Below are 20,281 nucleotides of genomic sequence, written 5' to 3'. Positions count from 1 at the left end.
CTTCATCCTTTCTGTTTTGCAAGGTTCTTCCACGCTTTGACCTCTGCTGCCGTGTCAGCGGTGATATGCTCAATAAACCGCCAGCCCCGCGGCTCGGCCACAAGGTCAATAAACATCCTGCGGCGGTGTATGTAGTCACGCTGCTGCCGCCGGACAAACTTCGATTTCACTTCGACGGCTTCCACCGTGCCGTCTGCATAGGTCAGCACAAAATCCGGGGTATAATGCACCGCCGGGAGCTTCACCGCGTCATACTCCTTTGCGGGCAGAAGCAAGAACGTGCGGTGCAGCTCCACTTTCACGATCTTCCCGGTCTGCACTTTGGGCAGAATCGTCCCCATGTAATACTCGTACTCGCCCCGGCTGTCAAAATCCATGCCGATTTTTTCAGCGGTGGCAACTGCGGCGGGGGCAGACTGCGGCAAGGCGCACTTTCCCCGGCTTCTGGCCGCGATCTGTGCTTCTGCCTGCGCCCGGTATCTGGGCGGCAGGTCGTCCAGCGTCAAACGGTTCAAGGCTGATTCCTCCTATTCCTCCGCTGTTCCGGCTTTCGGTACAGGCGCACAATCAGGTGGCGGGTGGCGTTGCCAGTTATGATGCACTCGCACCGGTGCAGGGTATAGCCGGGGTACATCCGCTCCCAGTAGTCCCGATCTTCCAGACGGTTCTCGCAAACGTCTTTCAGCCGGGTGCGGCTCATTTTTCCGTCATTGGGGCGCGGCATCTTCGGCGGTTTCAGTCCGCGGCTCTGCCGCCAGTGACGTTTGCAGCGCACGTTCTTGGTGATGTACTTTGCGAGGGATTCAATGCTGTTGTGGTCAAACTCCAACGGCTCGCACCGCGATCTGCCGCGCTTGCCCCATGCCTTTTCAACCATTTCACGGGTCAACCCCGCCGGGTGGGACATGATAACATGATGATGGTGACGGCCCAGCGGCTTGTCCCCGTCCATCGTGCAATACTCCGAAACCACGATCCACTTCGGGTGTTCGATTCCGTTTTTATCGCAGATACGGTACAATGCTTTGATGGCGTTGGAAAAATCCCGGTCAGCACGTTGGAGATCACCGGGCGCGGGGTGGTGTTCTTCGTTGTAGGTGTATGTAACGGAGTAGTCGCCGGGTCGGAAGTTCCGGTTTGCCAGCAGTTCCAGATACCGACCACTCTTGCGCAGATTATACGATTCCTTGGCAATGCTGGTGGCAAGCTCTTTCTTTTTCCGGGTGCTGGCCTTGTGCTGCTGCTCTGTCACCTCGAAGAAGTCCACCTGCATAGAGGGGGCCGTGGCATAATTCATACCGCAGATAAATTTCTGTTCCCGAACCCGAAAGCCGCCGGTCATATTCTCCACGTCCTCCTTTCCGCAAACGTCATGGAATTTTCTCAATCATGGACCACAAACACGAGAGGGGGAACGATGCAAAGGGGAAACACCGGGCCGCGTTCCTTTCGTTCTCTATTCCGATAGGCTGCTGGAACGCTGCCCTCGTTTTCCCTCTGCACTCCCTTTCCCCGCCGGGGGTAAGCGCATCTCTCCGCTCTCTTCTCTCTGTGTGTCCCTTAGTTTATCTACGGTATACAAGCCCCTTGCCGCCTCGTCAGGGCGGCAATTTAACGACGGGTTTCCTATATATAATATAGATAGGGGCTTTGGCGGGCAGATCATGCCAGCGACATGATCCACTCCGTCAGGTTTTGCAGCAGCACCGCCAGCAGGTTCGACAACACAATGCCGACACACAGCCACCAGAGAGCGATTGCGGCCAGTTTGCGGATTTCCGCCGGGTCAAGTTTTCTCATTTCGTTCTTTCCTTTCTTCCCATTCAGGGCAGGTGCTTTCCGGGTCGGTGAAGTCCGCCCGGTACTCAGAATTTCCGTTGAAGCACACCCATGTATAGCTGTCATGCCATGCACAGGTGGAGCATTCTTTTTTCATGTTCTGCGCCTTTCTTCTATAATCGAACCGCACACTGGACAAAAACTCCCGGCACAATCGTCCAAACGGTGATCGCAGTTAGAACAAAACGGCACTGTGTATTCTTCGAGTTTCAAAACCCGCTGTGTATAAACCGGCTTTCCATCGTACAAACACTCGTTTGTCGGAACGGGATCGTATACGACAAACTGCTTGGGCCGTTTTCTCCATGCTATGTGCGCCACCGGGCGCACCCCCTCCGGGGCGATCCTCGGTGCGTTCTCAACCACGCACATAATCTGTTCTACTTCATCTTCCATATCCGGGTTGCTTTCGCCGCCCAAAATTTCAGGCACGTTCTCCCGGATTCTCCGAAGCAGCTCTTCCGTGTTGGTAAACTGTTCCATCTCAACTCCTCCCAGCTTTCAGCGCACATTCCGTGCAAACAAACTTCATGTCCGGGTTGACCTGCAAAACCAGCTTCGCGTTGTTGGTCTGATACCAGCACTCCCGGCCACACTCCGGGCAAGTTTTCAGTTTCCAGTCTGCCGCCCGCGGGTGCTGGATGTTCTTTTTCAGCGGCATCATGCCGATTGCCTGTAAGACACTACCCATGATCTTTACCTTTGCCTTTCAGTTTCAGCTCTATTTTCGGCTGCGGCTGGTCGCTGCGGTTCAACGGTGCGTAATAGCTTACGCACCCTGCAACGCCGTCCGGGTTGTCGTGCCATGACAGCGCGTGGCGAATGACCAGCCAAACAATTTCTGCTCTGTACGGAATTTTCATCACATCCGAAATTGGAGCAGGGAGAACGCAACGGTTATACAGCTTTTCCATTTCCTCCCGCATGGTATCCCGTCGATGCAGGGCAACATCAAAAGCATTTGCTCGCTGCTCGTTCGTTTTGAACGCTCCGTTTTCTTCATCTGAGAGAAATTTTGCCAAGCACAGATCGTCCGCCATATCCCAGAACTGACCCATGTGCAATCTCAGATACCACTCACAGGCTGTCTTTACCGCTTCTGCCACCGGTCGGCTCATGGTGATTGTCACTGTTTCCACTTCCGGCACGGTTTTCTTTTTCTTCTCCATGACTATCCTCCCTTGCGCCGGGCCAGTTGTTCCGCTGGCCGTGTTCAAACTTCTTCGCCATTGCTGCCACCTGAATAGCTTCAACGGCCAGATTGATAGCCGCTTCCCGGATCGCCCTGAAATCATCTTTCGGCACGGTCTGGTTTGCCTTGACTGCATTCCACATCCGGGTTTCGATGTAGAGTTTCAGCGGCACAATCGCCCGTTCCGCTTCTTCCAGCTCTTTCCGAACAACATTCTGTCCCTCGTGCGGGCTGGCGAACTGGGGGAAGCGTTTGTTTGCTGCTTCCAGCTCCTTGTTTACCAGACGGCGAACATCTTTTCTTACTGCATCCATTGGCTACTTCCCTTTCTCGAACGGTTCTTCTGCATATCCAATGATTTCTATGGAATGTGTACAGCAGTTCAATTCCTGCTCCAAATCTCCACGAATCGGTATGTCGAACCGTTCATCTACTACATCAACAAGTAATTCAAGCGTTACTTTTTTCAGCAATGTATTGTTTCCCCTGCTTAGAATCGGTCTGTGCCGTCCAACAGACTACCGATCAGCCAGTTTCCCGCCTTTACAGCAGCGTTCAGCCAGTAAATTACCCATTGCGTAACGCCGACCGTAGTTCTGTTCAGAATTGATTTTTCGCTTTGCTCCTTTAACTTCTTCTTTTCCTCGATTCTTATTGTGCTTAGATACCCATAACTTGCTTTGAGATTCCGGTTATCCTCCCGTAATTCAAAATTTTCAGCCGCTAGTCTGTTCACAGCTTCTTCAAGAGCTTTATTTCTCTCGGCCAAAAATTCAGCATCTTCGGCGGTATACGGCGGACACATAACTCTGACATAGATTCCGGGTCTATTGCTCATTCTGTGTCCTCCTTGTCGTTGAATTTGAACCCCAGAAAATCAGCAACGCCATAATTTCCACCACCGCAGGAATGACATTCGTAGAGCGTCGGTTCCATTACCTCTTCCGGCTTTTTCTGGCGGACAGCCCGATACATTATGCCCGTTACAAACTGCTGGTTTCCTTTCTCTCCGCCGGTGGAGCACTCCACATACTCTTTTCCGCACAAGCGGCACTTGTACATAGCGTCAAGCCTTTTCATCGTCTGCTTCGTCCTCCGCTTCATCCGGCAGATCATCGAATGTGTATCCGCTCTCTTCCTGTTCGCCAGTGTGCTTTTCAGCCAGCATAGCGACCAACTCTTGCAGCGTTGCTTCCGCATATTCGTTCAGAGAATAAGACGTGACAGCAGCGCGTACTCTCATACCATTTTTTACCACATAGTACGTTCTTCCGTCAGCGCGTTTTCTTTGATAGTAGCGGATAAACCCGTTGTTCTTGATTTCGTCCTCAACCGGTGCAAGCTGCGACCAGCAGATAAGGCCGACCATGTGTTTATCTTCCGTTGTGACCGGGATAAGGATTTCTCCCATGTAGTAAATGCCGACGGCCATTTTCTTTACTTCTACTTCGCCCTTAACCGTGTCGTCCAGATTGAATCCGCTAAGATCATCTTTATATGAGCTGTCACAGTCGTTATAGGCCACCTTGTCGATCATGGTTTCTTCACCGATCCCCAGCAGCGCACCCATCTGGCTGCGGTTCAACGGACGCGGGAAACCAGTTGCGCAGTAGATTGCCGACGCGGTTCCAATGTAAAAATCGTCGCTCGTTTCGTTGTAGAAAACATTGCAGACAAGCTGCCGTTTGACCATCTTGGTCAATCCCGAAAGTTTCATGTTCAAACCACCTTTCTGATAACCGCAAACGGCGCATATTCGGGGAACTGTTCATCTGCGGATTTCTCCGCTGCTTCACCGGCTGTGCGTTCCGTTTCTGCTTCAAATTCTCGACCGATGATGATGCACGGCGCAGTCACGCCAGCACCATTCCAACCGGCAACGCTGATGTAGTACCTGTTCACAAGTCCCGCACCTCCGTTACGCTGTCCACTTCGATTTTCTGGTACTGCGGGTAGTACAGGGCCGCTTCTTCTTTTGCCTTGTCCGCCGCTTCAAGTGCTTTCGGTGCTTCTATGCGGTACGGCAGATAGGCCGGTGTTTCCTGCCTATGGCGGTTTGCGTTGCTTCTTGCTCTGCTGCACCGCAGCATGACTAAGTATTTCGGCATTGTCCTTTCCTCCTGTTGTTTTCGGGCATTTCCGGGCTTGAACCGGTAGGGGCCTGTCCCCATGCTCACAGAATGGAGCCGCCGCGCCGGGCGGCTCCGGTAGGAGAAAATCAGTTGATCCCGTTGATGATGGGAATACTGCCATCACCGCCAACGTATGTAGGCAGTTCGCCGTTCCAGAGAGAATCGACGTTTGTGATCCGGTAGTATTCCAGCAGATTGCTATTCAGACTGTCGTTGAGTGCGCGGTTTGCTTCTGCCTTTTTCTCGGCAACGTACAGCTCCGCGTCCGCTGCAACCTTGGATTTTTCCGCTTCCGCATTGGCGGCGATCAGATCAGCGTCCGCCGTTGCCTGAGCTTCGACGCGGCGTTTCTCCGCATCGGTTTCCGCCTTTTCCTTTTCCTGCTGGGCTTTTACTTTGGCTTCAACAGCATCCGTAAAGGTATCGGTGAAGTCGAAGTTTGTGACACTGATATACTGCAAGTCGATGTTGTACTCTGCCAGCACTTCCCGCAGCTTCGTGTCCATCTGCGATGCAACGGCATCCCGGTTCGAGATCAGGCTGCTTGCATCGTAGTGGGCGACCACGGCCTTGACCGTTTCCTGCACACGGGGAGTAATCAGAGTGTCCTCGTACTTCTTGCCGACCGACTTGTAAATCGTCATGGCGTTCGCCTGATTGATCCGGTAGCCAACGGCAACGCTCGTGGCGACTTCCTGAATGTCAGAACTGAACGCCGATAAATCCATGCTCATTTCCTGAACACGGTTATCCATCTTGACGATAGACTGCCACGGTGATTTGAACACCACACCAGCGTCCTTTGTGCCATCTTCGACTTTGCCGAACGTAGTCACAATGCCGGTGTAGCCGGTGGGAACGTAGGACACACAGGACACACCGATCAGGATAACGGCGACCACGCTGGGAATAAATGCTGCGGCCTTGCCCTCTTTGGACAGGAGCAGGACGGCCAGCGCAACCAGCGCGGCCAGCACTCCGATGATGAAAAAGATCATATTTCCTCGCTTTCGCTCATGTGCTTATGTACGGGCGAAAGCTACGGTGGGGTCTGACCGTGGGAGGTTCGGTTTCCACCATCTTCCTCTCATGTTACTCGTCCTTTCTTTTCTTGAAGTCTATAAAGCACTCCTTTTCATCTATCGCAAATTCATCAGCATTCCACGATTCCTTGCAATCCAAGCAATATGCCGTCTGGCATCCAACCGGCCCAGAAGAGCTTTTGGTTCTTTTCTTCAGGAGTTTTCCTCTTTTTCCAAGCAACTGATCGTAAGAGAATGTCCAATGATCTGACACAACAATTTGTCCGCCGCAGACCGGGCAGGCTTTACATTTCGTTCCCTCGTTTTTCATCTTGTTCACCTTATTTGTAGTCCTCAAACTTTGGGCAACTCCTAAAGATCATCGGGCTATTGCACCATCGTTGAAGCCGTCGTATCTCTCTTGGGGCATTTGGCTTATCGTATACCATCACATACGGGTCATATCCCATGTTGCGCAGGGCGTATATCCGATACAGGTTTTCTTCCATTGTGCTGTTGTAGTTTGTCAGCACATATACCGTCCCGAATCTTCCGTGCGGCTTGTGACAAGCCAGCCTTGTATATTGCCTAAATTTTTCTTCTAGGTTATCTGCCGGATTGTCCCACGCAAAATGGATGTTCTTAACCCTCATTTCATTTATGTCTGCAATGTCCGCATCGTTTATCAGCCGAATATCAAGCCCTTGCGTGAACACAATCTGCGCTCCGGTTTCCTTGTACTGGCTCATAAGTTCTCGCTTTTCTCTGCAAGCTGTAATGTTCGGATCAAGAACCCGTATTTCTTTTTGGCCATTCCAGAAGTCGCTCACATTTGCAACCTTGACTGAGCAGCGGCCCTCTTTTGCGGCCACATGGCAAAAGGCACACCCTCGCGGGCATCCGCGGCTTGTCATGCTCACCGCAAAATCAAACTGTGGGTAAATCGAATAGTCCGGGAACGCTTTTTCTACTTCTTTCGGCAGGTCAATGTCTTTTGATTTATCAAAGACTTCTTTCCCGTCAATGGTCTGTATCGCATACCCAGTCCCGCCCTTTATAACTCGATCCGCGTTCAAAGGTTCTGGAATATCCGGGCTGTATGTGTTGGAAAATATCTTGCTCATGTACACAATGTCGTAATGGATAAAGTCGCTCCACCACCACTCCACATCATCGCCCTTTGCCTTGTGGTATGCAGAAATTCTCATTAAGGCGAGATTTGGGAAATTGTGTCCATCCACATCAATTAGTCCTATTTTCATTGCGCTGCCCCGTTTTGACGCAGGTTTCACTCCGCAAAATGCAGGTCATATCTGCGATCACTGCTTTGTCGTCCCAGTATTCATCTGCTCCAACTTTGCGGGAATCGCTGCCCCACGCTTCGATCCACTCCGGCAAGCTCTGGTTCACGGCATCAAAGTTCAGACCCCACTCTTTGCAGGCTGCAATAGCCGCGTCCAGTTCCTTGCCCGCTCTGCACGTCCACAGGATCAGTCCAGCACCCGCTGTCTGTTCTTTCTTAGCTTCCTCGATAACGTGCCAGTTGGGTTCTCCAATTTCCGGGTATTTGCTTTGGCAAATGCACCCGTCAAAATCAATCGCAATGGCTCTCTGCATCGTTGCTCTCCTTTATTTTTCTGGTGGCCTATGTTCTGTGATCGTGAAAAGCGGTGTTTCCGTTCTTTTCCTTTTTTCTTCGAGATATTGTCTCCGAACATGGATCGCGATGTGCTGCGGCAGGTAATTGCGGTAGAGTTGCGCACGGCCCTGAAATTTGTAGGCATTATGCGCGGCCACCAGAATGCTCACTCCCAGCACTTTTTCTTTTTCACGCGCTTCCATCATACCGAGGATCATTTTTGCAAAATCTTCGTCTTTCATTCTCTATCCTCCTATCCCCATTGTTCAGACATTGCATTTGCAACGCCCGTAAATGTTTTTGCTCTGTTCTTGGCCCGGTCAGTCGTAAACATCCCTTTGTGCTGTTGTCCATGTCTTTTGCTGTAAGAACCAGACGGACACCATGTTGCAACCGGTGTCACAATGTCTGTTGGAAACAGCGGCGGCAAATTTTTCAGCCAAAGGCAGGTCTTTTTACTGTACGGGTGTCCATACTCATACGGCTGTATAGTTTGTGTGTACTGCGGCAGGCAGAAAACGCGACTTGGGATTGGGTTCTCTATGCAAATCTGCGGAACGTCCGCCCACCAAAAGTGCATAAAAAGATCACGGCCCTCAATTCCTTTCATGACACGCTCTGCTTGAAGCACATGGCCTTTCCAAAGGTGTCTTGCCCCTGCGTTGCTCAGGTATGTACAAGGCGGGTGTGCAATGAGCAAATCCCACGCATCAATATAATGTCCCTTGTCGTTCATTGTGACGATTTGCCCCCCCCCGCAGAGCTGTTACGGCATCGCCCAGAATGTGCCACTCCGGGTGTCCGCCGGACGGCTCTTGAATATCGCATGAGTATGCTTCATGCCCCCTGCGCCGAAAAGCCTTGCACACTTCTTGACTTTCCTCGCAGGCTATGAGAATTTTCATCGCTCACCCTCCTATATCGGCACATGGCGTATCTCGACGCTGCTCGCATAATATCCTGTAATCTCGCATTCCAGTTGCGTCATCATGCTTTCTAGCCATTCTTTTTGTTTCTGTGAATCGCGTAGCCTGCGAAGCTCAATTTGATCGCCCATTGAGATTTTCATATTGGCTATAACTCGCCCCATTCTCAGCGAAACAAGCACTTCCCCGGTATTTTCTGACCTCAAAACTTGCGTTTGATAGCCTATACGCCGATATTGTTTGAGAATGTCTTCAAGAATTTCTTCAAGGCCGTTCACTTGTTCACCTCTCGGATGATCCATACTCGATGCTCGCCGTACCCGCTCCATGCCAAAGCGTTCTCGTGGGTATCAACAGCAACATCAAGGTGCGCTCCCTGCACTCCCGCACCCTTGTCCTGCACAATGCGGATGCCCACATCCTCAACGTACAGAACCGTTCCATACGGAAAGATCGTCTGGTCTGCCGCCACGGTCACACCCGCCTGTACCGGCTGGCCGCTTGCGGTGATTCCATGGCCCTCTCCGCAGATATGCGGGTATTGCTCGGTGCAGTAAGCCGTGCAGAAAAACACTCCTGCATCTTCCAGCTCGACTTTCCCATCGGCCAGAGCATCAAGACGAATCTGCATAGAATCTATAACCTCTTCGTCCTCTAACGCTCGGTCGATCCAGTGTTGCGCCCGGCTTGCGTAAATGTCTCGCTGCGTTTCAAGGTCAGCGATCCGGCTTTTCAGCGCACCAGCCTTTGCGCAGTTGATGATTTCAGCGGCACAGACCAGAGCCAGAATTGCTTTATCTCTTCTTGTCACTGCTCCACCTCTTTGGATTTGACCGCCAGCCACCACAGCGCGGCGTGAAGTGCATACTTCGGGCAAGCCTGAACCGTTACCATGCTTGCCACAATCGGAATTGCTTCTTCGATTTCCTCTTTCTTCGGCATCGACGCAAGATCAAACCTTGCCCGTGCCACCTTTTCCAGAACCCTGATTGCATCAACGTACAGCACGTTCTTGACCTCCTATTTGATTTTTTCTATCCTCGTCACGGTTATCTTTTCATACTCGTGACGGTGGAACTTTTGGATTTTGCGGCGGGCGTTGTACTCGGCTTCGCTCTCGCCCCAGCCGTTGACGCGGATTGTATGCACATCCGTTTCGTCAGCGGTGCAGCAGACGACAACCACTTTGTATCTCTGCATCGGCTTTCTCCGTTCATATTTCTTGTGCGGATGGTCGGGATCGAACCGGCCTTACAGCTCGGAGGTAATGGGAGAGCTGTTCTTCTCCATTGCGCATCCGCATAATAGATGCCCGCCGTCCTGCTGAACTCTAAGAAAGACAGGGCGGCGGGGCGGGCCGATCTACCAAATCAGCCCTACCACCTTTGGCTTGGGTGGATCGGACAAGGCATTTCTGCGCTCATGCCGCGGGCATACCTTTCAACCTCCGTCGTTGTCATGCAGGTATGGCTTGACGCTTTGCGCCTGCCGGTGCAGTCCGGCTTCCATGATTTCAAGCAAAGCAGGTGCGGACGGGGTTCGGCCCCGCTTGCGGTGGTCGGTCGCGCACCCAACCGCCCCGCACCACATACAAAAGCCGCCCCGCTGACGCGGCGCAGGGCGGCTTGTTTACCTCGAAAGATGTTTTGTATCAGCAGCACCCTTGTTGGTTTTCTCGTAATGCTCACAGTTCAGGTTGTACCCATCGCACGGTGCGCACTTCGCAGCCGTGATTCTGAACGTGTGTCGGCACTGTTCGCTCTTGCGAGCTTCCTTGCTGGGAGGGCTTCGGTTCCTGTTCGTCATATTTATTTAGCCCTCTTCCTTGTCGAGATCGGCCAGAATGTCACGGAGGAACCGCCTAAACTCCGGGTCTGCCTTTGCGACTTCCTTTGCCATGAAGAAGCCCGCGGTGTGTGCGGTGTGCTTTTCTTCGTTCTTCTCCGGCTCCGGCTTTTTCGTTTCGGCAGGTTCCGGTTTCTGCCATTCTTCGTCCTCGCTGTTCCGGCGTTCCGCCACCGCGTCATTTTCTACCGCAAGCGGGATAGATTTCTGAACGCATCCGATAATGTACGGCTGCATCAGCTTCGGCATATCTGCGATAACGCTACCAGTGATCTGAATTGCGAGATTGATAACCTCAATGGGCTTGCCCTGTACCCGGATCATCGCGCCCTCGCCCTTGGTTTCTGCATGGATTTCAGCTCGTGCCATAATTTTTTCCTTTCTTTGTTTGATGAATATTCGGAAGTGGCGGCGCATCCCAGAGTCAGCACTGGGCGGCGGGGCGGTGTAAATTCCCCGCTTGCACTGGCTGCGCCATAGAAAGGAGCGGTGTCGTACAGCGCAATGCTTCCGCTCCTGCCCGTGCGGGTCGCCCTACCGTGTTCTTTTCATCCCCGGTAGGTAAGATGCCGGTCTTGCGGAAACCGGCTGACCGGTGCGCTCCCTAAGTGCCCGGTCATGTGGCAGGCGTGTTTCGGTACGCCCAGACCGTGGCTTGGCTTTATTCCCAGCCATTCCCGCCGCCAACGGCAACGGTTGCAATCAGCAGGAACAGCCACACCAACGCGACAATCCCCCAGCTAAATGCTTCTCCTGCAAAAAAGCAAATCAACAGCGTTATGCCGATTGCCAGCAAGAACAGGATCAAAAGTACAACACAAAGAATGATAAGTACCATTTTCGTTTCTCCGCCTTGGCCTGCGCTGCCGCGCAGCCCATCAGCTTTTCAGCGTTCAGCTTTCTGCTTTTTCTTGAAGAAAGCGGAACGGCCCCCGCTGCTCGCCCACGAATAAGAGCGCGGACTGCTGAGGTTCAAGTAGAACACACCGGCACCCTCGCCATTGCTCCACGTGCCGCCGCGGATCGGAATGTATTCGCCCTCAGTTGCATCAATGCAACAGTAGGCTTCTTTCTCCCCAGAGAACAGCGCGTACTCTTTGAGCATTTCGCTCTTACATTCCGTCTTGACCTTGCCCCATTCGCAGCTACCCAAGCCGCCCGCTTCATCGTGGTCGGTGGTAAACACGATCTCGCTGCCGGATGCAGAAACGTACACCGGCGCGCCCTTGTCGTCCGTCAGCAGCTTCCAGTCGTCGCCACATTTGGTCAGGTCGGTTTCCGGGAGTGCTGCATCGTTGCCCTCTGCCACCATCAGCACACCGTTTTTGATCCGCAGACCGGCCAGCAGCTCCCAGATATTGCCGCACAGATCGTGGACACCGGTTTTTGTGTGATCGTGCGTCCATGTTTCCGGGCCGGTTCCGGTGAGCGTTCGATTGCTGTTCGGTGCTTTCTGGCCGTGCTCTTTGTGGTCGCTATGCCATGCGCCGTAGTCTGTATTCCCGTGGGGCAGGGTTCCCAGTTTCAGGCTGAGGTTTGCAAGGAACCCCCACTCTGCTGCCGTCATGGGATGCCAGCCCTCACCCTTGCTGAAACAGGCTTTGGAGAAGTCGTCCAGCGTGAGATTGTCCGCCGGTTTCTGGAACGGCAGGCTGTACGGCTTGCCGTCAATCATCACATTAGGGTACACGGAAATATAGATTTCGTCGTATACCTCGCCGCCGATGATGAACGCCGGGTGCGGCTTATCGCTGCCGCCGAACAGTTCCTTATTGCTCATGCGGCGGAAGCGGTGCATGATGGACGGAATGCCCGCATCGTCATAGATTGCCACCACGTCCCAGTCTGCGCCGGGTGCAACTTCTTTCGGCGTGGTCAGCGGCTTCACATCTTCCGTGTTCAGTTCTTCCGAGTCACGGCAACCGTCCTCGAAAACAGAGGGCGGTACGTTGAAGTAAAAGCCGGGTGCGGCATACTTGTCCGCCATGTCAAGGAACCTGCCGGACAGCTCCCGCACCATGTCGTCGTTGCCCTCTGCCCTCATACTCAGGCTCATGTAGTCAAGTTTCACTTTCGCCATGTTCGTTCTCCTTGTTGCGCTTGTACTTTCCGCCGTGATATAATCAATTCGGAAAGGAGGTATGTAAATATGTGGGTCTACGATTCGCCTATTGGCCCGTTGTACATTGTCCGGCTGAATGATGGTCAGTACGGGTTCCAGTACGACGGTGTTATCTGGGAAGCCTGTCCCACTCCGCAGATTGAAGCCGACAATGTGTATTGCCGCGCTACCGGCTGCACCGCTGCTTCAAATCTAAAAGAGCTTCCTCATGACTTGTCAGAGTGGACGCACGTTTCCAGTCCCAGATAACACTCCCTCGCCCGGTTCAATGTCTTTTCGGCATCGTCCGGGCGTACTTTATTTTTGCGGAACAGCCGTACAATGATCTGGGCCATTTCTTCGCAGGTCTTTTCCCTGTATTCAAGGTCAACGTCCGCAATCCGAGGATCGTACAAACGCGGGTACGCTTCCAGAAACGCTTCGCTATCCAGCATAACCTCCACCATTTTCATGATAAGGTCACGCTTCAACTTCGGCGTTCTGTTCAGTTCTTCTACAATGTGTTCAGGTTTCAGTGTCACGCTCTCTTCACCTCCCACTTTCCTTGCGATGATCTGATACTCCGGGTGCAAGAGCTTGATTTCTCTATACATCCTTTGCCGCTTTCATCTTCTCTCGCCGTTTCTGGCGTTCCTCAAACTTGCGACGTTCCTCTTCTTCCTCTTTGCGGCGGCGTTCGGTTTCTTCGTACCGCCACCGGCCATAGGATTTACCCGCTGCATCCGCCTGTCGAACATCCAGCATCAGCCGATCCGGGGTAATGCGAGTTTTGCGCTGCGCACGTTCCGCCGGGGTGGTCTGGCTCTTTGCATTGCAGATCGGACACAGTTTGATGAACGGTGACTCCGCAATGAATGTTTCCTTACAGGCCGTGCAGGTCTTAAACATCGGCATTGGCGGTGTCCTCCTGCTTCTTATGATGGATGCTGCGGCGGGCATCGCAGATTCTTTTCTGTGCCAGCTCTGCGCTGTACTCACAGTTCCCGTTCTTGTCTACCCGCCCGGTGTCCCCGCGGCGAAGCTCGTTATAAATAGTGGAGCGGTGAACCCTCAAAGTTTCCGCGATGCTCTCCACGCTGATCCTATCGAGGTAATATTTTTCCAGCTCCCGACGATCCTCAATCGTCAAATGTCTGCCGCCCAAAGCTCTCTCAGCCCCCTTGTTTCCTAAAAATGCGCAAAAAAATAAACCCGGAAGAAACCGTGTCGATTTCTTTCGAGTTTATTTTAACTATTCAGTAAGATTTTTCAGTAAACTGAACCGTGCAGGCACATCGACCGGGCACAGCCCCCTCCACGCAAAACAGCGCATCCCGCAGGCAGGCTCTGCCCGAAGGATGCGCTGTTATTTTTGTTCCGGTTACTGCTTGTGCCTGGAACCAAAGCGGTACTCTTTGCCCTCACGGATGCGCTGGATATTGGCCCGGTGCATCCAGATGACCATGCCGCCCATGATGGCAGCTCCCACCACGCAGACGATGAGGTCGTCAGCGGCAAAGCCCTTGAGCAGGCCGTAGATGAGGGTCAGCACCGGATAGGATGCCGCCATTGCAATGCTGCCCAGCGACACCATGCCGGTGGGGACAAGGCAGAGCAGAAAGACGACGGTCAGCACCGGCAGGAGGATGGGCTGGATCGCCAGGATGGCCCCTCCCGCCACCAGCACGCCCTTGCCGCCCTTGAAGCCGAAATAGATGGGCTTGGTGTGGCCCACCACGGCCAGAATGGCAGTCAGATACACGCCCAGATAGGGCGAAACGGCGGCATCTGCGGGCAGGAACCCGAAGAGCCAGCGGCCGATGCAGACAGCGGCAACGCCTTTCAGCACATCGCCTGCGGCGGTGAACGCCGCTGCCTTTTTGCCAAAGGTGCGCAGCATGTTGGTCATACCGGCTGCACCGCTGCCGTGATTGCGGACATCATCATGGTACAGGTACTTGCTGACCAGGATGCCGGTGTCCACGCTGCCCAGCAGGTAAGCCTGCGCAGCGGCAGCCAGAACGATGAAGAAGGTCATCATCAACAGCCGCCTCCCCTGTTACACATCTTTTGCGCCGACGCTGCCGGTGCCGCGCTCACGGATCACCAGGCGGATGGGCGTGTGTTCCAGACCAAAGTTCTCCCGGATCTGGTTGATCAGATACCGCTGATAGCTGAAATGGAACAGCTGCTTGGAGTTGACGAAGGCCACAAACGTCGGGGGACGGGTGGAAGCCTGGGTCAGGTAGAAGATCTTCAGGCGGCGGCCCTTGTCACTGGGCGGCTGCATCCGGGCGGTAGCGCGGGCCAGCATCTCGTTCAGGACACCGGTGGGCACGCGGGCACCGTTCTGGGCATCCACGTCACGGATCAGCTGCATCAGCTTGTTCACGTTATAGCCGGTCTGGGCCGAAATAAAGATGATGGGCGCATACCCCATGAAGCTGAAGCAATCGGCGTAATCCCGGCGCTGATGCTCCATGGTGTTGGTCTCCTTGCCCTCCACAGCATCCCACTTGTTGACAACGATGATGCAGGCCTTGCCCTGCTCGTGGGCATAACCGGCCACCTTGCTGTCCTGCTCGGTAAAGCCAACGGTGGCATCCACCAGGATCAGGGCCACGCGGCTGCGCTCCACAGCGGCCAGCGCGCGCACAACCATATAGCGCTCGAGGCCGTCAGAGATGTTGCTGCGCTTGCGCAGACCGGCGGTATCGGTAAAGATGAACTTGCCGTAAGCGTTATCCACAGGGGTGTCAATGGCATCACGGGTGGTACCAGCCTCGTTGGCAACGATCATCCGGTTCTCACCCAGGATGCGGTTGGTCAGGCTGGATTTGCCCACGTTGGGGCGGCCGATGATGGCAACGGGGATGCGATCCTCCTCCACCACGGTCTCGCTGAAATCGAGGTGGGCGCAGACAGCGTCCAGCAGGTCGCCGGTGCCGTGACCATGCACGGACGAGATGGGCATCACCTCGTCAAAGCCCAGGTTATAGAACTCGTAGAGCTCCATGGGGGCCTCGCCGGTCTTATCGCACTTGTTGACAGCCAGGATGATGGGTTTATGGCTGCGGCGCAGCATGTGGGCCACTTCCTCGTCGGCGGCGGTCAGGCCGTCGCGGACATCCACCACCATGATGATGCAGTCAGCGGTGTCAATGGCGATCTCTGCCTGCTCACGCATGTGGGCCAGAATACCCTCGGTCGCCTTGGGCTCGATGCCGCCGGTGTCCACCAGCATGAACTCGTGGCCGCTCCACTCGCAGTTTGCAAAAATGCGGTCGCGGGTGATGCCCGGGGTATCCTCCACGATGGCCAGCCGCTGGCCGCAGAGCTTATTGAACAGGGTGGACTTGCCCACATTGGGGCGGCCGACCACTGCTACGATGGGTTTGCTCATAGGGGGTTCCTCCTTTCGTTATGCTCTTCTTCTTCTCGAAATATGCAGGCCGGTGCGGAGCAGGGCTTTTGCCTCATCGCCGCCGCCCACCGGCAGCACCTCGACCTTGACCCCCAGCCGTTCACCCAACTGGGCAATGGTCACATCATCGAGGAACGTATCTTTTTCTTCCCGCAGCATGACAGCGGGGATGCCCAGGGTGCCGCTTTCCAGCTTTCCCTCACACTGGGCAATGATATCGGTGGCGGTGACAAGCCCCGCCACGCCCACGTTGCCGCCAAAGAAATTATTCTTGACAACGTGAACTTTCACATCGATCATGGGGTACTGGCGGTGGAGCTCGTTCATCATCTCTGTGATGAGGGGGCCTGCCATCGTGCCGGTGACCACATCGATCTGTTTGGTGCCGTAGATGCGGTGGGGCCTGTCCAGCTCCGCCCGGAATTCATCCTCGAACAGGCGCATCATGCCCACGCCGTTTTCCAGCTGATCAAAGTCCTCATAGAACTCCGCCGGGGGGATGGGCCGCCCCGCCTTGAGGTACCACTCATCGCTGGGGTAGATGATGCGCTTGCCGTGGCGGCGCTTGCACTCATCGCCAAACTCCTCCATGATGTCGATGACAGCGGCGCTGGTCTCTGCATCATAGGGGGTCTGCTTGAACAGATTCTGGCGGTAATCCGTCACACCACAGGGCACAGCGGCAATGCTCTGCACCATAGGGGTCAGCTCCAGCAGGTCGCCCAGGGTGCGGCGAAGCTCTTCGCCATCGTTGATGCCCCGGCAGAGCACCAGCTGACAGTTGACGGCGATGCCGCCCTCCACCAGACGGGGCAGGTACTTGAGCACCTCGCCGCCCCGCTTGTTGGCCAGCATCCGGACACGGAGCTGGGGGTTGGTGGTGTGCACCGAGATGTTGATGGGCGAGATGTGCATCTTGATGATGCGGTCGATCTCGTGATCCTGCATATTTGTCATGGTGATGTAGTTGCCGAACAGAAAGCTCAGCCGCTCGTCATCATCCTTGAAATACAGGCTCTCGCGCATACCGGGGGGCAGCTGGTCGATGAAGCAGAACATGCAGTGGTTGGAGCAGGAATGCTTCTGGTCGCCCAGATAGGTGGAGAAATCGCAGCCAAAGGGGCCGCGCTCCGCGCGCCGGACATCCCACTCCCGGATGCCGTCGGCAACCTTTGCCTTCAGGTGAAAGCTGCTGCTGTCGGTATAAAAATCATAGTCCAGCGTATCGTTCAGCTCATTTTCATCCACGCTCAACAGCTCATCGCCGGGCTGCAGGCCCAGCGCCTCGGCTTCGCTGCCCGCGTCGATGCGGTCGATCTTGATCGCCATTGCATTTCACCTCCAGACAAAGAAAGAAGGGGAAGGCATTGCGCCATCCCCTTCTCAACATAACACCAATGTGCCACCAATTTTGCGCAAATTAGGCCTTCTTGATGACTTCCTCGCCCTTGTAGTAACCGCAGTTGCCACATGCCTGGTGGGGGAGCTTCAGAGAGCCGCAGTTGCTGCACTTGACCAGTGCGGGGGCCTCCAGCTTCCAAACATTGCTGCGACGCTTGTCGCGGCGGGCCTTGGAAAGATGTCTCTTAGGTACTGCCATATTTTTGCACCTCCTTGATGGGTTTCTCAGTTCAGCAGTGATTTGAGGATCGCGAGCCTTGCGTCAACAGGAGCGGCTTTGTCTTCCTCCGGCGGGCAGGTACAATCTGCCCTCTTCTTGCCGCACCGGGGGCATAACCCCGGGCAGTCGGCGCTGCAAAGCAACACCGTGGGGATCTGGAACATAAACTCCTGGGCAAGCCATTCATCCACATCCAGATGTCCTTTTTCGTCCAGCGGAAGCTCGAAATCCGGGTCATCCAGATCCCGCTCCTTTGCTGTCCACTCCGCTTCAACTGTCTCTTCCCGCTCAACCGGGTCCAGACAGCGGGCGCACTCTCCGTGCACCAATGCTTTTGCCCGCAGTGTCATCCGGACCTCATCGCCGTCCGGCTCAGCGGTAAAGCTGGCGGTCACGGGCTGTTCGATCCTTGCACCGGCAAAGTCCCGTGCAGACAAATCACAGGGAAACTCTGCATGGTAAGGCTGTGTGCCGGTTGCGATAAACTTTCTCAGGTCAAATTGCATAGTACACCTCATAAAAGGCTGCTTTGTTAGTATAGCGCCAAAGCCAACCTTTGTCAACACCAAAACAGGCAGAAAACCGAAAAAATTTTGATTTTCCGGTTTCCTGCCCGTTGGAATGCGCTCAGTTCAGAAAATTACAGGTACTTTTTCACGTCGTGGGGCAGAGCAGCCTCGTCAGCACTGACAGTAACAGTGACCTTGACGGAATCGCCTGCAATGGCGGCCATCTCGTCCAGCACAGCGCCCAGACGGTTGATATCGTGATCCAGCACCTTCAGGATGCCGTCAATGTACAGGTCGGTGATATCGTAGTTGCTTGCCATCAGGCCGGCAACAAAGCCGTACAGCATCTCGCCGCCGGCGATCTTATACTCATCCAGATCGATCAGACGTGCAGCGGGGGCGATGTCGTAAGTCAGCTTCATGCCTTTTTCCACGACGACGACGTTGCCCTTGGAGGTCTTGACCGCGTCATTGATCTGGTCGATCATTGCCTTGGTCTTGCCGGAGCCCTTGGTACCAACAATCAGTTTAATCATAGTTCTGTCCTCCTGTATTTTCCACGCCTTGCGGCGGGAGATCATTTTTTGTTTCCTGCTTACTTCAACTTTGCTTCCAGCTCGGCGGTCAGGTTCTCGTAACCCGGCTTGCCCAGCAGAGCGAACATGTTCTTCTTGTAGCTCTCGACACCCGGCTGGTTGAAGGGGTTCACGCTCAGCAGGTAGCCGCTGCATGCACAGGCACGCCAGAAGAAGTAGATGAGGTAGCCTACATTATAAGCAGTCAGGTCGTCCACCTCGATCAGTACCTCAGGCACGCCGCCGTCGGTGTGGGCAAGGATGGTGCCCTCCATGGCCTTGCGGTTGACCACGCTCATATTCTGGTCTGCCAGGAAGTTCAGGCCGTCGAAGTTGCCCTCCAGCTCTTCGATGAACAGATCCTGCGCAGGCTTTTTCACATCCACGATGGTCTCGAACATGATGCGGGAGCCTTCCTGGATGAACTGACCCATGGAGTGCAGGTCGGTGGAGAAGATGCAGCTTGCGGGGAACAGGCCCTTGTTGTCCTTGCCCTCGCTCTCGCCGAACAGCTGCTTATACCACTCGTTCATCAGGGTGAAGTTGGGCTCGTAGCACTCCAGGATCTCAACAGCCTTGCCCTTGCGGTACAGGATGTTGCGGATGGCGGCATACTTGTAAGCGTCGTTGTCCGGGCTCAGCACGGAGAAGCGCTCCATGGCATCGGCTGCGCCCTTCATCAGCTCGTCGATGCTGATTCCGGCGGCAGCGATGGGCAGCAGGCCCACAGCGGAGAGAACGGAGTAGCGGCCGCCCACATCGTCAGGAACCACGAAGGTGGGCCAGCCCTGCGCGTCAGCCAGCTGCTTCAGGGTGCCTTTGGCACGGTCAGTGGTGGCATAGATGCGCTTGTTGGCTTCCTCAACACCCATCTCATCCTCCAGCAGCTTGCGCAGAACACGGAACGCCAGGCTGGTCTCGGTGGTGGTACCGGACTTGGAGATGACATTGATGGAGAACTTCTTGCCCTTGCACAGAGCAATGATATCATTCAGATAGCTGGGGCTGATGCTGTTGCCGCAGAAGTAGATCTTGGGGCCATCCTCCAGCTCGTTGTGGTACAGGCCCTTGACGGCCTCGATCACAGCGCGGGCACCCAGATAGCTACCACCGATGCCGGCAACCACCAGCACCTCGGAGTCCTCACGGATCTTCTTGGCAGCTTCCTTGATGCGGGCAAACTCTTCCTTGTCGTAATCGCGGGGCAGGTACATCCAGCCCAGGAAATCATTGCCGGGGCCATTCTTGGCTTCCAGCTGGTTGTGAGCCGCTTCCACCTGAGGATAAATGGCCTTATATTCCTCTTCGTTGATAAAACTGGAGAGGTGCTTTGTATTCAGAACGACGCTCATTCTATCAGAACCTCCAAACGTTTTTACGGGACGTGCTCCCTGAGGGTTTTGTTAGTATAAGTGTACCGTTCCAATCGTGCAAAGTCAAGGCCAAAATCCCCGGA

The 20,281-nt window shown here is 54.4% G+C and carries 35 protein-coding genes; all 35 read right to left on the bottom strand.

Annotated features, from left to right (window positions below; translation table 11 throughout):
- Positions 1–2 precede the first annotated feature (2 nt).
- Positions 3–515 carry a DUF1064 domain-containing protein gene (locus J3353_RS02305; RefSeq protein WP_207684033.1) on the bottom strand — a complete coding sequence of 171 codons (513 nt, stop codon included), beginning with the start codon at positions 513–515 and terminating at the stop codon, positions 3–5.
- Complete coding sequence (locus tag J3353_RS02300; protein ID WP_120020065.1) at positions 512–1,342, bottom strand: hypothetical protein; 831 nt, start codon at positions 1,340–1,342, stop codon at positions 512–514. The genes J3353_RS02305 and J3353_RS02300 overlap by 4 nt, the downstream gene beginning before the upstream one ends.
- Positions 1,343–1,662: 320 nt before the next feature.
- Entirely contained in the window at positions 1,663–1,800 is a 138-nt protein-coding gene (locus tag J3353_RS02295; protein ID WP_156060132.1) for a hypothetical protein, read from the bottom strand.
- 132 nt (positions 1,801–1,932) lie between these two features.
- Positions 1,933–2,322 carry a hypothetical protein gene (locus J3353_RS02290; protein WP_156060131.1) on the bottom strand — a complete coding sequence of 130 codons (390 nt, stop codon included), beginning with the start codon at positions 2,320–2,322 and terminating at the stop codon, positions 1,933–1,935.
- 1 nt (position 2,323) lies between these two features.
- The gene (locus J3353_RS02285; protein WP_207684032.1) at positions 2,324–2,530 is read right to left on the bottom strand and encodes a hypothetical protein; all 207 of its coding nucleotides are present in this window, start codon (positions 2,528–2,530) and stop codon (positions 2,324–2,326) included.
- On the bottom strand, positions 2,523–3,008 hold the full coding sequence (locus J3353_RS02280) for a hypothetical protein (protein ID WP_207684031.1): 486 nt from the start codon (positions 3,006–3,008) through the stop codon (positions 2,523–2,525). The genes J3353_RS02285 and J3353_RS02280 overlap by 8 nt, the downstream gene beginning before the upstream one ends.
- Positions 2,917–3,345, bottom strand: a complete 429-nt coding sequence (locus J3353_RS02275) for a hypothetical protein (RefSeq protein WP_207684030.1) — start codon at positions 3,343–3,345, stop codon at positions 2,917–2,919. Before J3353_RS02275 ends, J3353_RS02280 begins: the two co-directional genes overlap by 92 nt.
- 176 nt (positions 3,346–3,521) lie before the next feature.
- Positions 3,522–3,869: a hypothetical protein gene (locus J3353_RS02270; protein WP_207684029.1), complete on the bottom strand. Its 348-nt coding sequence runs from the start codon at positions 3,867–3,869 to the stop codon at positions 3,522–3,524.
- Positions 3,866–4,111 (bottom strand): hypothetical protein, encoded by a 246-nt coding sequence (locus tag J3353_RS02265; protein WP_207684028.1) that lies wholly within the window; start codon positions 4,109–4,111, stop codon positions 3,866–3,868. Before J3353_RS02265 ends, J3353_RS02270 begins: the two co-directional genes overlap by 4 nt.
- Complete coding sequence (locus J3353_RS02260; RefSeq protein WP_207684027.1) at positions 4,098–4,748, bottom strand: hypothetical protein; 651 nt, start codon at positions 4,746–4,748, stop codon at positions 4,098–4,100. The genes J3353_RS02265 and J3353_RS02260 overlap by 14 nt, the downstream gene beginning before the upstream one ends.
- 2 nt (positions 4,749–4,750) lie before the next feature.
- The gene (locus J3353_RS02255; RefSeq protein WP_207684026.1) at positions 4,751–4,933 is read right to left on the bottom strand and encodes a hypothetical protein; all 183 of its coding nucleotides are present in this window, start codon (positions 4,931–4,933) and stop codon (positions 4,751–4,753) included.
- The gene (locus J3353_RS02250) at positions 4,930–5,139 is read right to left on the bottom strand and encodes a hypothetical protein (RefSeq protein ID WP_156074301.1); all 210 of its coding nucleotides are present in this window, start codon (positions 5,137–5,139) and stop codon (positions 4,930–4,932) included. The genes J3353_RS02255 and J3353_RS02250 overlap by 4 nt, the downstream gene beginning before the upstream one ends.
- 110 nt (positions 5,140–5,249) lie before the next feature.
- Entirely contained in the window at positions 5,250–6,161 is a 912-nt protein-coding gene (locus J3353_RS02245; protein ID WP_207684025.1) for an SPFH domain-containing protein, read from the bottom strand.
- 94 nt (positions 6,162–6,255) lie between these two features.
- The gene (locus J3353_RS02240) at positions 6,256–6,525 is read right to left on the bottom strand and encodes a hypothetical protein (protein ID WP_207684024.1); all 270 of its coding nucleotides are present in this window, start codon (positions 6,523–6,525) and stop codon (positions 6,256–6,258) included.
- Position 6,526: 1 nt separating this feature from the next.
- Positions 6,527–7,447 (bottom strand): hypothetical protein, encoded by a 921-nt coding sequence (locus J3353_RS02235; protein WP_207684023.1) that lies wholly within the window; start codon positions 7,445–7,447, stop codon positions 6,527–6,529.
- Positions 7,428–7,802: a hypothetical protein gene (locus J3353_RS02230; protein ID WP_242700819.1), complete on the bottom strand. Its 375-nt coding sequence runs from the start codon at positions 7,800–7,802 to the stop codon at positions 7,428–7,430. Before J3353_RS02230 ends, J3353_RS02235 begins: the two co-directional genes overlap by 20 nt.
- 12 nt (positions 7,803–7,814) lie before the next feature.
- Positions 7,815–8,066 (bottom strand): hypothetical protein, encoded by a 252-nt coding sequence (locus tag J3353_RS02225; protein WP_207684022.1) that lies wholly within the window; start codon positions 8,064–8,066, stop codon positions 7,815–7,817.
- An 11-nt stretch (positions 8,067–8,077) separates the two neighbouring features.
- Complete coding sequence (locus J3353_RS02220) at positions 8,078–8,560, bottom strand: DNA cytosine methyltransferase (RefSeq protein WP_242700818.1); 483 nt, start codon at positions 8,558–8,560, stop codon at positions 8,078–8,080.
- Between the two features lie 180 nt (positions 8,561–8,740).
- A complete protein-coding gene (locus J3353_RS02215) occupies positions 8,741–9,028 on the bottom strand; it encodes a hypothetical protein (protein ID WP_207684021.1) in 288 nt (95 codons plus the stop codon).
- The gene (locus J3353_RS02210; RefSeq protein WP_207684020.1) at positions 9,025–9,561 is read right to left on the bottom strand and encodes a 3D domain-containing protein; all 537 of its coding nucleotides are present in this window, start codon (positions 9,559–9,561) and stop codon (positions 9,025–9,027) included. Before J3353_RS02210 ends, J3353_RS02215 begins: the two co-directional genes overlap by 4 nt.
- Positions 9,558–9,758: a hypothetical protein gene (locus J3353_RS02205; RefSeq protein WP_207684019.1), complete on the bottom strand. Its 201-nt coding sequence runs from the start codon at positions 9,756–9,758 to the stop codon at positions 9,558–9,560. The genes J3353_RS02210 and J3353_RS02205 overlap by 4 nt, the downstream gene beginning before the upstream one ends.
- A 12-nt stretch (positions 9,759–9,770) precedes the next feature.
- Positions 9,771–9,950: a hypothetical protein gene (locus J3353_RS02200; protein WP_120020044.1), complete on the bottom strand. Its 180-nt coding sequence runs from the start codon at positions 9,948–9,950 to the stop codon at positions 9,771–9,773.
- A gap of 612 nt (positions 9,951–10,562) precedes the next feature.
- Entirely contained in the window at positions 10,563–10,964 is a 402-nt protein-coding gene (locus J3353_RS02195) for a hypothetical protein (RefSeq protein ID WP_207684018.1), read from the bottom strand.
- A 292-nt stretch (positions 10,965–11,256) separates the two neighbouring features.
- Complete coding sequence (locus tag J3353_RS02190) at positions 11,257–11,433, bottom strand: hypothetical protein (protein ID WP_207684017.1); 177 nt, start codon at positions 11,431–11,433, stop codon at positions 11,257–11,259.
- A 48-nt stretch (positions 11,434–11,481) separates the two neighbouring features.
- The gene (locus J3353_RS02185) at positions 11,482–12,675 is read right to left on the bottom strand and encodes a hypothetical protein (protein WP_207684016.1); all 1,194 of its coding nucleotides are present in this window, start codon (positions 12,673–12,675) and stop codon (positions 11,482–11,484) included.
- A gap of 248 nt (positions 12,676–12,923) precedes the next feature.
- Positions 12,924–13,238, bottom strand: a complete 315-nt coding sequence (locus J3353_RS02180) for a hypothetical protein (RefSeq protein ID WP_207684015.1) — start codon at positions 13,236–13,238, stop codon at positions 12,924–12,926.
- A 64-nt stretch (positions 13,239–13,302) separates the two neighbouring features.
- Positions 13,303–13,611, bottom strand: coding sequence for a hypothetical protein (locus J3353_RS02175; protein ID WP_207684073.1), 309 nt, complete (start codon positions 13,609–13,611; stop codon positions 13,303–13,305).
- Complete coding sequence (locus tag J3353_RS02170; protein ID WP_120020040.1) at positions 13,598–13,861, bottom strand: helix-turn-helix domain-containing protein; 264 nt, start codon at positions 13,859–13,861, stop codon at positions 13,598–13,600. Before J3353_RS02170 ends, J3353_RS02175 begins: the two co-directional genes overlap by 14 nt.
- A 216-nt stretch (positions 13,862–14,077) precedes the next feature.
- Entirely contained in the window at positions 14,078–14,737 is a 660-nt protein-coding gene (gene plsY / locus J3353_RS02165; RefSeq protein ID WP_207684014.1) for a glycerol-3-phosphate 1-O-acyltransferase PlsY, read from the bottom strand.
- 18 nt (positions 14,738–14,755) lie between these two features.
- Positions 14,756–16,099 (bottom strand): ribosome biogenesis GTPase Der, encoded by a 1,344-nt coding sequence (der, locus tag J3353_RS02160; protein ID WP_117476275.1) that lies wholly within the window; start codon positions 16,097–16,099, stop codon positions 14,756–14,758.
- A gap of 18 nt (positions 16,100–16,117) precedes the next feature.
- The gene (locus J3353_RS02155) at positions 16,118–17,449 is read right to left on the bottom strand and encodes a DUF512 domain-containing protein (protein ID WP_207684013.1); all 1,332 of its coding nucleotides are present in this window, start codon (positions 17,447–17,449) and stop codon (positions 16,118–16,120) included.
- Positions 17,450–17,540: 91 nt separating this feature from the next.
- On the bottom strand, positions 17,541–17,720 hold the full coding sequence (rpmF, locus tag J3353_RS02150; RefSeq protein ID WP_005920250.1) for a 50S ribosomal protein L32: 180 nt from the start codon (positions 17,718–17,720) through the stop codon (positions 17,541–17,543).
- 26 nt (positions 17,721–17,746) lie between these two features.
- The gene (locus tag J3353_RS02145; RefSeq protein ID WP_097770854.1) at positions 17,747–18,247 is read right to left on the bottom strand and encodes a DUF177 domain-containing protein; all 501 of its coding nucleotides are present in this window, start codon (positions 18,245–18,247) and stop codon (positions 17,747–17,749) included.
- A gap of 134 nt (positions 18,248–18,381) precedes the next feature.
- Positions 18,382–18,786, bottom strand: a complete 405-nt coding sequence (locus J3353_RS02140) for a hypothetical protein (protein WP_035394124.1) — start codon at positions 18,784–18,786, stop codon at positions 18,382–18,384.
- Between the two features lie 59 nt (positions 18,787–18,845).
- Positions 18,846–20,177: a glucose-6-phosphate isomerase gene (locus J3353_RS02135; RefSeq protein ID WP_156059688.1), complete on the bottom strand. Its 1,332-nt coding sequence runs from the start codon at positions 20,175–20,177 to the stop codon at positions 18,846–18,848.
- Positions 20,178–20,281: the final 104 nt, after the last annotated feature.

The sequence above is a fragment of the Faecalibacterium sp. Marseille-Q4137 genome (genome assembly GCF_017377535.1).
Lineage (GTDB): Bacteria > Bacillota > Clostridia > Oscillospirales > Ruminococcaceae > Faecalibacterium > Faecalibacterium duncaniae.
The sequence above is the reverse complement of the archived record's forward strand: the minus strand, read 5'-3'. Positions and strand labels throughout refer to the sequence as shown.

What these genes read in the sequence shown, in the direction of transcription:
- J3353_RS02140 (WP_035394124.1), bottom strand. Translation starts at nt 18,786, where the DNA reads ATGATTAAACTGATTGTTGGTACCAAGGGCTCCGGCAAGACCAAGGCA.
- J3353_RS02135 (WP_156059688.1), bottom strand. Translation starts at nt 20,177, where the DNA reads ATGAGCGTCGTTCTGAATACAAAGCACCTCTCCAGTTTTATCAACGAA.
- J3353_RS02270 (WP_207684029.1), bottom strand. Translation starts at nt 3,869, where the DNA reads ATGAGCAATAGACCCGGAATCTATGTCAGAGTTATGTGTCCGCCGTAT.
- der (WP_117476275.1), bottom strand. Translation starts at nt 16,099, where the DNA reads ATGAGCAAACCCATCGTAGCAGTGGTCGGCCGCCCCAATGTGGGCAAG.
- J3353_RS02190 (WP_207684017.1), bottom strand. Translation starts at nt 11,433, where the DNA reads ATGGTACTTATCATTCTTTGTGTTGTACTTTTGATCCTGTTCTTGCTG.
- J3353_RS02235 (WP_207684023.1), bottom strand. Translation starts at nt 7,447, where the DNA reads ATGAAAATAGGACTAATTGATGTGGATGGACACAATTTCCCAAATCTC.
- J3353_RS02225 (WP_207684022.1), bottom strand. Translation starts at nt 8,066, where the DNA reads ATGAAAGACGAAGATTTTGCAAAAATGATCCTCGGTATGATGGAAGCG.
- J3353_RS02280 (WP_207684031.1), bottom strand. Translation starts at nt 3,008, where the DNA reads ATGGAGAAGAAAAAGAAAACCGTGCCGGAAGTGGAAACAGTGACAATC.
- J3353_RS02175 (WP_207684073.1), bottom strand. Translation starts at nt 13,611, where the DNA reads ATGCCGATGTTTAAGACCTGCACGGCCTGTAAGGAAACATTCATTGCG.
- J3353_RS02265 (WP_207684028.1), bottom strand. Translation starts at nt 4,111, where the DNA reads ATGAAAAGGCTTGACGCTATGTACAAGTGCCGCTTGTGCGGAAAAGAG.
- J3353_RS02195 (WP_207684018.1), bottom strand. Translation starts at nt 10,964, where the DNA reads ATGGCACGAGCTGAAATCCATGCAGAAACCAAGGGCGAGGGCGCGATG.
- plsY (WP_207684014.1), bottom strand. Translation starts at nt 14,737, where the DNA reads ATGATGACCTTCTTCATCGTTCTGGCTGCCGCTGCGCAGGCTTACCTG.
- J3353_RS02145 (WP_097770854.1), bottom strand. Translation starts at nt 18,247, where the DNA reads ATGCAATTTGACCTGAGAAAGTTTATCGCAACCGGCACACAGCCTTAC.
- J3353_RS02260 (WP_207684027.1), bottom strand. Translation starts at nt 4,748, where the DNA reads ATGAAACTTTCGGGATTGACCAAGATGGTCAAACGGCAGCTTGTCTGC.
- J3353_RS02295 (WP_156060132.1), bottom strand. Translation starts at nt 1,800, where the DNA reads ATGAGAAAACTTGACCCGGCGGAAATCCGCAAACTGGCCGCAATCGCT.
- J3353_RS02275 (WP_207684030.1), bottom strand. Translation starts at nt 3,345, where the DNA reads ATGGATGCAGTAAGAAAAGATGTTCGCCGTCTGGTAAACAAGGAGCTG.
- J3353_RS02250 (WP_156074301.1), bottom strand. Translation starts at nt 5,139, where the DNA reads ATGCCGAAATACTTAGTCATGCTGCGGTGCAGCAGAGCAAGAAGCAAC.
- J3353_RS02155 (WP_207684013.1), bottom strand. Translation starts at nt 17,449, where the DNA reads ATGGCGATCAAGATCGACCGCATCGACGCGGGCAGCGAAGCCGAGGCG.
- J3353_RS02185 (WP_207684016.1), bottom strand. Translation starts at nt 12,675, where the DNA reads ATGGCGAAAGTGAAACTTGACTACATGAGCCTGAGTATGAGGGCAGAG.
- J3353_RS02200 (WP_120020044.1), bottom strand. Translation starts at nt 9,950, where the DNA reads ATGCAGAGATACAAAGTGGTTGTCGTCTGCTGCACCGCTGACGAAACG.
- J3353_RS02300 (WP_120020065.1), bottom strand. Translation starts at nt 1,342, where the DNA reads ATGACCGGCGGCTTTCGGGTTCGGGAACAGAAATTTATCTGCGGTATG.
- J3353_RS02245 (WP_207684025.1), bottom strand. Translation starts at nt 6,161, where the DNA reads ATGATCTTTTTCATCATCGGAGTGCTGGCCGCGCTGGTTGCGCTGGCC.
- rpmF (WP_005920250.1), bottom strand. Translation starts at nt 17,720, where the DNA reads ATGGCAGTACCTAAGAGACATCTTTCCAAGGCCCGCCGCGACAAGCGT.
- J3353_RS02230 (WP_242700819.1), bottom strand. Translation starts at nt 7,802, where the DNA reads ATGCAGAGAGCCATTGCGATTGATTTTGACGGGTGCATTTGCCAAAGC.
- J3353_RS02285 (WP_207684032.1), bottom strand. Translation starts at nt 2,530, where the DNA reads ATGGGTAGTGTCTTACAGGCAATCGGCATGATGCCGCTGAAAAAGAAC.
- J3353_RS02220 (WP_242700818.1), bottom strand. Translation starts at nt 8,560, where the DNA reads ATGAACGACAAGGGACATTATATTGATGCGTGGGATTTGCTCATTGCA.
- J3353_RS02290 (WP_156060131.1), bottom strand. Translation starts at nt 2,322, where the DNA reads ATGGAACAGTTTACCAACACGGAAGAGCTGCTTCGGAGAATCCGGGAG.